The organism is Anoxybacillus suryakundensis (genome assembly GCF_001418025.1).
Classification (GTDB): Bacteria; Bacillota; Bacilli; order Bacillales; family Anoxybacillaceae; genus Anoxybacillus; species Anoxybacillus tengchongensis.
In genome coordinates, this window is record NZ_LIOK01000024.1 from 18967 (window position 1) to 27029 (window position 8063).

Annotated in this window: 9 protein-coding genes and 1 rRNA gene; 8 read left to right on the forward strand and 2 right to left on the reverse strand. The window is 40.6% G+C overall.

The window, feature by feature from the left end; genetic code table 11:
* Positions 1-127 precede the first annotated feature (127 nt).
* Entirely contained in the window at positions 128-1423 is a 1296-nt protein-coding gene (locus tag ASC42_RS12485; RefSeq protein WP_055442009.1) for a glutamate-1-semialdehyde 2,1-aminomutase, read from the reverse strand.
* A 133-nt stretch (positions 1424-1556) separates the two neighbouring features.
* Here ASC42_RS12485 and ASC42_RS12490 point away from each other — a divergent pair, with 133 nt between their 5' ends.
* From ASC42_RS12490 to perR, 6 genes are all read left to right on the forward strand, one after another.
* A complete protein-coding gene (locus ASC42_RS12490; protein WP_055442010.1) occupies positions 1557-2552 on the forward strand; it encodes an ABC transporter ATP-binding protein in 996 nt (331 codons plus the stop codon).
* Positions 2545-3336 (forward strand): ABC transporter permease, encoded by a 792-nt coding sequence (locus tag ASC42_RS12495; RefSeq protein ID WP_055442011.1) that lies wholly within the window; start codon positions 2545-2547, stop codon positions 3334-3336. The genes ASC42_RS12490 and ASC42_RS12495 overlap by 8 nt, the downstream gene beginning before the upstream one ends.
* A 4-nt stretch (positions 3337-3340) precedes the next feature.
* Positions 3341-4126 carry an ABC transporter permease gene (locus tag ASC42_RS12500; protein WP_055442012.1) on the forward strand — a complete coding sequence of 262 codons (786 nt, stop codon included), beginning with the start codon at positions 3341-3343 and terminating at the stop codon, positions 4124-4126.
* Between the two features lie 42 nt (positions 4127-4168).
* Positions 4169-4567 carry an ion channel gene (locus ASC42_RS12505; RefSeq protein ID WP_055442013.1) on the forward strand — a complete coding sequence of 133 codons (399 nt, stop codon included), beginning with the start codon at positions 4169-4171 and terminating at the stop codon, positions 4565-4567.
* Positions 4568-4577: 10 nt separating this feature from the next.
* Complete coding sequence (gene bcp, locus ASC42_RS12510) at positions 4578-5039, forward strand: thioredoxin-dependent thiol peroxidase (RefSeq protein ID WP_055442014.1); 462 nt, start codon at positions 4578-4580, stop codon at positions 5037-5039.
* A gap of 184 nt (positions 5040-5223) precedes the next feature.
* Positions 5224-5667, forward strand: a complete 444-nt coding sequence (gene perR, locus ASC42_RS12515; protein WP_026011847.1) for a peroxide-responsive transcriptional repressor PerR — start codon at positions 5224-5226, stop codon at positions 5665-5667.
* Between the two features lie 23 nt (positions 5668-5690).
* On the opposite strand, the gene ASC42_RS12520 is transcribed toward perR, so the two are convergent.
* On the reverse strand, positions 5691-6053 hold the full coding sequence (locus ASC42_RS12520) for a YgzB family protein (protein ID WP_009360872.1): 363 nt from the start codon (positions 6051-6053) through the stop codon (positions 5691-5693).
* A gap of 111 nt (positions 6054-6164) precedes the next feature.
* On the opposite strand from ASC42_RS12520, the gene ASC42_RS12525 reads away from it, so the two are divergent.
* Both ASC42_RS12525 and ASC42_RS12530 read left to right on the forward strand, forming a co-directional pair.
* The gene (locus ASC42_RS12525; protein ID WP_055442015.1) at positions 6165-7052 is read left to right on the forward strand and encodes a nucleotidyltransferase-like protein; all 888 of its coding nucleotides are present in this window, start codon (positions 6165-6167) and stop codon (positions 7050-7052) included.
* Between the two features lie 182 nt (positions 7053-7234).
* Positions 7235-8063: ribosomal RNA gene (locus ASC42_RS12530) — 16S ribosomal RNA — on the forward strand; the annotation flags it as partial.

The window sequence follows — 8063 nt, forward strand, 5'->3', positions numbered from 1 at the left end:
TCATATTTTTGGATACAATATTCAGTTCATGTAACAAAACGTTCACGAATAATGTAAGCGTTTACATTGTTTTTGAGCATAAAAAACGAGGGAGGAATGGATTTCCTACCTCGTTATAATTGTATATTTATTCATTTTTTAAGGATTTAAATGCGCGTCCTACCGCTTCGATTGTGTATTCAATATCTTCTTCTGTATGAGCTAATGTAATAAACCATGCTTCATATTTTGAAGGGGCAAGGTTGATGCCTTGATGGAGCATGAGTTTGAAAAATTTAGCGAACATCTCTCCGTCTGTTCGTTCCGCTTGTTCGTAGTTTTCTACTTTTTCTGTCGTAAAGTATACGGTGAGCGCGCCTTTTAGGCGATTAATTGTTACAGGAATATCGTATGTGTTGGCATGAGTTAAAATACCTGCCTCTAACATTGCGCCGAGATGATCGAGATGTTCGTACACGCCTTCTTGTTGTAGTACTTCTAAACAAGCAATACCAGCTAATATAGAGGCTGGATTGCCAGCCATCGTTCCTGCTTGGTAAGCAGGACCTAATGGGGCTACTTGTTCCATAATGTCTTTTCTACCGCCGTATGCACCGATTGGTAAACCACCACCGATAATTTTTCCGAGTGCTGTTAAGTCTGGTTCGATTCCAAGCAAGTTTTGAGCACCGCCATACATAAAACGGAAAGCAGTGATGACTTCATCATAAATGACAAGGGCGCCAGCTGCGTGAGCGATGTCGTTGATCGCTTGTAAAAAGCCTGGTTTCGGTTCGACGATCCCGAAGTTACCGACAATTGGTTCAACAAGAACGGCAGCTACTTCGCTTCCCCAACGATCCATCGCTTGTTTAAAAGCCTCTACGTCATTAAAAGGAACAGTAATGACTTCTTGAGCGATGCTTTTTGGTACGCCTGCTGAGTCAGGTGTACCTAATGTAGATGGGCCAGAACCAGCCGCAACAAGAACGAGATCGGAATGCCCGTGATAGCAACCTGCAAATTTTACAATTTTATCACGACCGGTGTAAGCGCGTGCGACACGAATCGTCGTCATGACAGCTTCTGTTCCTGAATTGACGAAACGTACTTTTTCTAGGGAAGGGATCGCTTCTTTTAACATTTTCGCGAACGTAATTTCATACGGTGTTGGCGTCCCGTATAAAACACCATTTTCAGCCGCATGTTGAATGGCTTTTGTAATGTGTGGATGAGCATGTCCGGTAATAATAGGGCCGTACGCCGCTAAATAATCGATATATTTATTGCCGTCTACATCCCAAAAGTATGCCCCTTGCGCTCTTTCCATCACGACGGGTGCACCGCCTCCGACAGCTTTATATGAACGAGAAGGGCTGTTGACACCACCGACGATATGTTCAAGCGCTTCTTGATATAATTGTTCAGACTTCGTAAAATTCACGCGAAGCCTCCTCCTTTTATGTAAAATTTCTTTCATGGTGTTTATTTTATCACATTTATTTGAGCACACCATTTGTTGAGTTTAAACATTTTCGTTACACTATTAAATAGTGATTTCATGAGAGGTGAGAAACATGTATGCGATTGAAGTAGAAAAACTACGAAAAGAATTTAAGTCGTACTCTAGCCGTTCTGGGTTAGCTGGGGCGTTTCGTGATTTATTTACGAGAAACTATAAAATGATTCGGGCTGTCGACGATATTTCGTTTACTGTTAAACAAGGGGAAATGGTTGGCTACATCGGAGAAAATGGGGCAGGTAAATCAACGACAATAAAAATGTTAACAGGAATTTTAACGCCGACATCTGGACGAGTCGTTGTAAATGGGATGAATCCGCATAAAGAGCGGGAACGTTTCGTGCAGACGATCGGCGTTGTGTTTGGACAGCGATCACAATTATGGTGGGATATCGCCGTGCAAGAGTCATTTCGATTGTTAAAAAAAGTATATCGTGTCTCCGACCAAGATTATAACGAACATATGGATCACGTGATTGAAACGTTAGATATTGGTCCGTTGCTTGATAAGCCTGTGCGCAAGTTATCGCTCGGTCAGCGAATGCGCTGTGAATTAGCAGCTGCGCTCATTCATAATCCGCCACTTTTATTTTTAGATGAGCCGACGATCGGTTTAGATGTGCTTGTCAAGTTAAAAATTCGTCAATTTTTAAAAGAAATTAATGAAAAATACAACACGACGATTTTATTAACGACGCACGATATGACAGATATTGAAGCGCTTTGTGAACGCGTCATTATGCTTGACGAAGGAAAAATCATTTACGACGGATCATTGCAACATTTGAAGCAAAATTGGGGAGAAGGAAAGCAAATTCATTTTCAATTTCGCGATATCGTCTCAAAAGAAGAGCTTATGCTGCTCGTTGATGCGGCATGGGAACAAGGAGAGGACCGATATAGTTGGGTGGCGCATGTTCGTGCCGCAGATATGGCACATGTCATTGGAAAAGTCGTTTCCTCCTATGAATTAAAAGATATTCATATTCGCGAAGTATCGACGGAAGAAATTATTCGCAACATTTACGAAGAAGGGATTCACCATGGGTAAATACATTGAGATGATTCGTATGCGTTTTTTAATGATGTTAGCTTATCGCACGAATTATTATAGCGGCATTTTTATTTATAGCATTAATATTGGTGCGTATTATTTTTTATGGTCTGCCATTTATGGAGGACAGTCATCTATTCAAGGAATGACAGTGGAACAAATGACGACGTATGTCGCGATTGCTTGGATGGCAAGAGCGTTTTATTTTAATAACATTGATCGTGAAATTGCGATGGAAATTCGTGAAGGAAAAGTGGCGATTGAACTTATTCGTCCGTACAACTATTTGATTATGAGAACGATGCAAGGGCTTGGAGAAGGGATTTTCCGACTCATTTTCTTTTCGCTTCCCGGCATGGTCATTGTCACATTTGTTTTTTCACTCCAATTTACAACGAATGTTCATACGTGGGGATATTTTGCTTTGTCGACAATGCTTAGTTTTATTATTAATTCTCAGCTCAATTTAATAGCTGGGATGGTCACGTTTTTTACGTTAAATGGAGAAGGGTTACTTCGCGCCAAACGATTTGTTATTGATTTATTTTCAGGGCTTATTTTACCCATTAGCTTTTATCCCGAATGGGCACAACATGTGATGCACTATTTGCCTTTTCAAGCGATCAGTTACATTCCGAGTATGATTTTTACGGAAAGCTTTACAAGGGATGAAGCGATCAAAGGAATGATGTTTCAGGCTGTTTGGTGCGTCGTATTGATTGTTCCGATTTATTTGTTATGGAAAGCGGCCAAACGAAAACTCATCATTCAAGGGGGGTGAACATATGTTTTATATGTCTATTTTTCTTCAGTATATGAGTCAATATATAAAGACGAAGCTGCAATATCGTACCGATTTGTTTGTGGAGTTTTTATCTGATTTAATGTTTCAAGGTGTAAATTTAATTTTTATTCTTGTTGTATTTGGACATACACAATTTTTAAACGGATGGACGCGCGATGAAATTATTTTTATTTATGGCTTCTTTTTAGTACCGTTTGCTTTGTTTGCTGCGTTTTTTAATATTTGGGATTTTAACGAAAGATATATTGTGCGCGGGGAAATGGACCGTGTATTAACCCGCCCTGTGCATAGTTTGTTCCAAATTGTGCTTGAACGAATGGAATTAGAGTCGCTTCTTGGAGGAATTACTGGTTTAGTTGTTATGGGTTATGCCGCATCAAGATTACATTTATCGTTTCATTGGTATGATGTCATTTTATTTGTGTTGTTCGTTTTAGGAGGAACGTTCGTTTATGCAGGTATTTTTATTTCGTTAGCAAGCATTAGTTTTTGGTCTGACGCACGCAGTTCGATTATGCCGATGATGTACAACATCGGAAATTACGGAAGATACCCTGTCGATATTTACAATCGTGTTATTCGCTACGTTTTAACATGGATTTTGCCGTTTGCGTTTGTTGGTGTATATCCGTCAGCGTATTTTTTACGTAAAACGGAATGGTATACGTACTCGTTTTTGACGCCGGTGATGGGGATTGTTTGTTTTACGTTGTCGGTGCTGTTATGGAATGCGGGCGTCAAACGTTATCGCGGTGCGGGGAATTAATTTAAACATCCTCTCGTATATATGAGGACAGGAGGGGATGTTGTGACGTATGTATGGATTGGGGTTATTGTTTTTATCATATGTATGAGCTTTTTCTCATTTTGGCAGACGAAGCGTTCTGTCATTTCGATAAAAAACTTTATTGCCATTTTATTTGTGTATTCAACGACGATGATTGGCTTTGCGCTTGTATATACGATTTTGCATATAAATGGACATGTTGTTATGATGGAAAATGGGAAGACTATAGTCGCTTCTAATTTTTTTCAATATGTCGAAACGAGTTTATATTTTAGTGCAGTGACATTGCTTTCCGTTGGCTATGGTGATATTGTCCCGATTGGGATCGGCCGGTGGATTGCGATGGTCGAAGCGTTGCTCGGCTATGCGCTACCTGCCGCTTTTGTTGTTCGAACCGTAATGGATGTAGAAAGAAGGTAGGAGGGGAAATATGGAAGCACCTGACTTTACATTGCCAGCAAGCAATGGGGAAAACGTGACATTGTCGCAATTTCGCGGGAAGTATGTCGTATTGTATTTTTATCCAAAAGATATGACGCCAGGATGTACGACAGAGGCTTGTCATTTTCGAGACCATTACGAATCATTGACGGATTTAGGGGCTATTGTGATTGGAATTAGCCCTGATTCCATTGAGCGACACAAAAAATTTATTGAAAAGCATCACTTGCCGTTTTTGCTGCTTGCTGATGAAAAACAAGACGCAGCGAAGGCGTATGACGTATGGAAGTTAAAGAAAAATTTTGGGAAAGAGTATATGGGGATTGAGCGTTCGACGTTTTTAATCGATCCAAACGGTCAAATTGTGAAAGAGTGGAGAAAAGTAAAAGTAAATGGGCATGTCGAAGAAGTGTTGAACGCTTTAAAAGAGGCGGTTGGCTCAAACAAATAAAAGGATCGTTGCGTACGATATAGTAGAGCACACACCTCCTCAAATATGTATGCGGCGATTGTTCAACGATCGCCCTTTTTTTCTTCCCTAAAAATCCAATTGACAAATGGTTTCATTTTTTTGTACACTATTTATAAAAATTATAAATTAATAATTATAATTTTTATAAATGAAAGTGAGGTGCATGACGGTGACGCACGCACATCAATTAAAAGAAGCGCTTCACACGTTAAAAGAAACCGGCGTCCGTATTACACCGCAACGTCATGCGATACTCGAATATTTGATTCAGTCCATGTCCCATCCAACAGCGGATGAAATTTATAAAGCTTTGGAAGGAAAATTTCCAAATATGAGTGTCGCAACTGTGTATAACAATTTGCGTGTGTTTAAAGAAGTCGGTCTTGTCAAAGAACTAACGTACGGTGATGCGTCAAGTCGTTTTGATTTTGTTACGACACATCATTATCATGTGATTTGCGAAACGTGTGGAAAAATTGTTGATTTTCATTATCCAGGCTTAGATGAAGTCGAAGATTTAGCGGCGCATGTGACAGGATTTAAAGTTAGTCATCATCGGATGGAGATTTATGGAACGTGTCCGGACTGTCAAAAAGGGCATCATTAAAAAAGCTGGTAGCGACGTGGCTATCAGCTTTTTTTGTTTCTTGTTTTTCGATTATATTTTTCATCAAATTCTTTTCCTTCAAGGGTTGGATCGAGTGTAAGCGGTTCGTTGCAGTACATACATACATCGACTCGTCCTAACATTTTTGTTACTTTATTGCATGAAGGACAGACGACTTGTACCGTTTTTGTTGACAACATTCCGATCCAAAAATAGACGACTGTACTTGCGATAATAAACAACAATCCTAAAATCATAAATAACGTCATAACAATAGGTGATGTGCGGAAAAATATACCTGCATACATCACGAAAAATCCGATAAAAATTAAACTTAACGCAAACGTACGAATTTTGTTGATCTTGCTTGAATATTTCACACCCACATTTATCTCCTCCTACGCATAACTATAACATAAGTTTTAAATGATAAGCAGGAGTTTTTTTGAAATTGTCGAATACGGTCAAACAATGTTGAAAAGTGGAGGAATCGGTTTATGGAAGATGTGTTGCGTCCGATTTACCAAGAGCGAGCTAGTCATCCGCAAACGCTTGGAATTTTAATGATTGAAAAAGGGTCGGATTACTCTCCGGAGACGGATTTGTTTGATGTCGTTTTATTTGTTATCGTTCGAGAAGGGGAAGAACCGATTTTTATCAAACATTATGCGTTCGAAGAAAAGAGTGCATCTTTGCACATTGTAGATGAACGTCAAGTGAAAGAATGGGTGCTGCTCGGTTCAAATCGAAAAGTGATGAATTGGTTGTTAAATGGGAAAGTGTTATTTGATCGGAATGAATATATCGAACAATGGCGGCAACGTTTATTGCAGTTTCCGATAGAAGAAAGAAAAGTAAAGATGGGAATAGAATTTGCTAAGTTAGTACGTCGATATATAGAAGGACGAAGTTTTTTTGAAAAAGATCAATGGCTTGATGCGTACAATCATGTATTACATGCACTTCATCATTTAGCTCGTCTATCTATTATCGAAAATGGTTTTTATCCTGAAGTAACTGTATGGAACCAAGTAAAACATATTGAGCCACAAGTTCATAAACTATATGCTGAGTTAGTTGGAAGTGAAGAACCGCTTGATAAACGATTGCAATTGTTATTTTTAGCAAGTGATTTTTTTATCCACTCGAAGTTGAAACAAGGAGCAAGTCATCTTATACACGTGCTTGAGAAAAAAGAAACGTCATGGTCTATGGCGGATTTGCTCAATGAACAAGAGTTGGCAGTATACGGCGTTGATTTAGCTATTTTGCTTGAATTTCTAGTTGAAAAACATATACTTTCTGTTGAAAAAATTGCAACAAAAGGACAAGGTGTGTTTCATAGACATTACATGGTCGAAAAAAAAATAAAGAAAAGGTGTTGACGTTTAAAAATGTTCGTGATATATTTTTAATCGTCGCTGCTGAGGTGTAGCGGCGGTTAAAAATAAAAAATGTTGACATCGAAAACATGATATGATAACATGAAAAAGTCGCTTCAAAAGCGACAAGATGTTCCTTGAAAACTGAACGAAGCGAAAAGCGTACAGAAGCTAAGGATAACTTTTCTATGGAGAGTTTGATCCTGGCTCAGGACGAACGCTGGCGGCGTGCCTAATACATGCAAGTCGAGCGGACGATTCAAAAGCTTGCTTTTGAATCGTTAGCGGCGGACGGGTGAGTAACACGTGGGTAACCTGCCCTATAGACTGGGATAACTCGCGGAAACGTGAGCTAATACCGGATAATACATCAAAGCGCATGTTTTGATGTTGAAAGATGGTTCTGCTATCACTATAGGATGGGCCCGCGGCGCATTAGCTAGTTGGTGAGGTAACGGCTCACCAAGGCGACGATGCGTAGCCGACCTGAGAGGGTGATCGGCCACACTGGGACTGAGACACGGCCCAGACTCCTACGGGAGGCAGCAGTAGGGAATCTTCCGCAATGGACGAAAGTCTGACGGAGCAACGCCGCGTGAGCGAAGAAGGCCTTCGGGTCGTAAAGCTCTGTTGTTAGGGAAGAACAAGTAGCGCAGTAACTGGCGTTACTTTGACGGTACCTAACGAGAAAGCCACGGCTAACTACGTGCCAGCAGCCGCGGTAATACGTAGGTGGCAAGCGTTGTCCGGAATTATTGGGCGTAAAGCGCGCGCAGGCGGTTCCTTAAGTCTGATGTGAAAGCCCACGGCTCAACCGTGGAGGGTCATTGGAAACTGGGGGACTTGAGTGCAGAAGAGGAGAGCGGAATTCCACGTGTAGCGGTGAAATGCGTAGAGATGTGGAGGAACACCAGTGGCGAAGGCGGCTCTCTGGTCTGTAACTGACGCTGAGGCGCGAAAGCGTGGGGAGCAAACAGGATTAGATACCCTGGTAGTCCACGCCGTAAACGATGA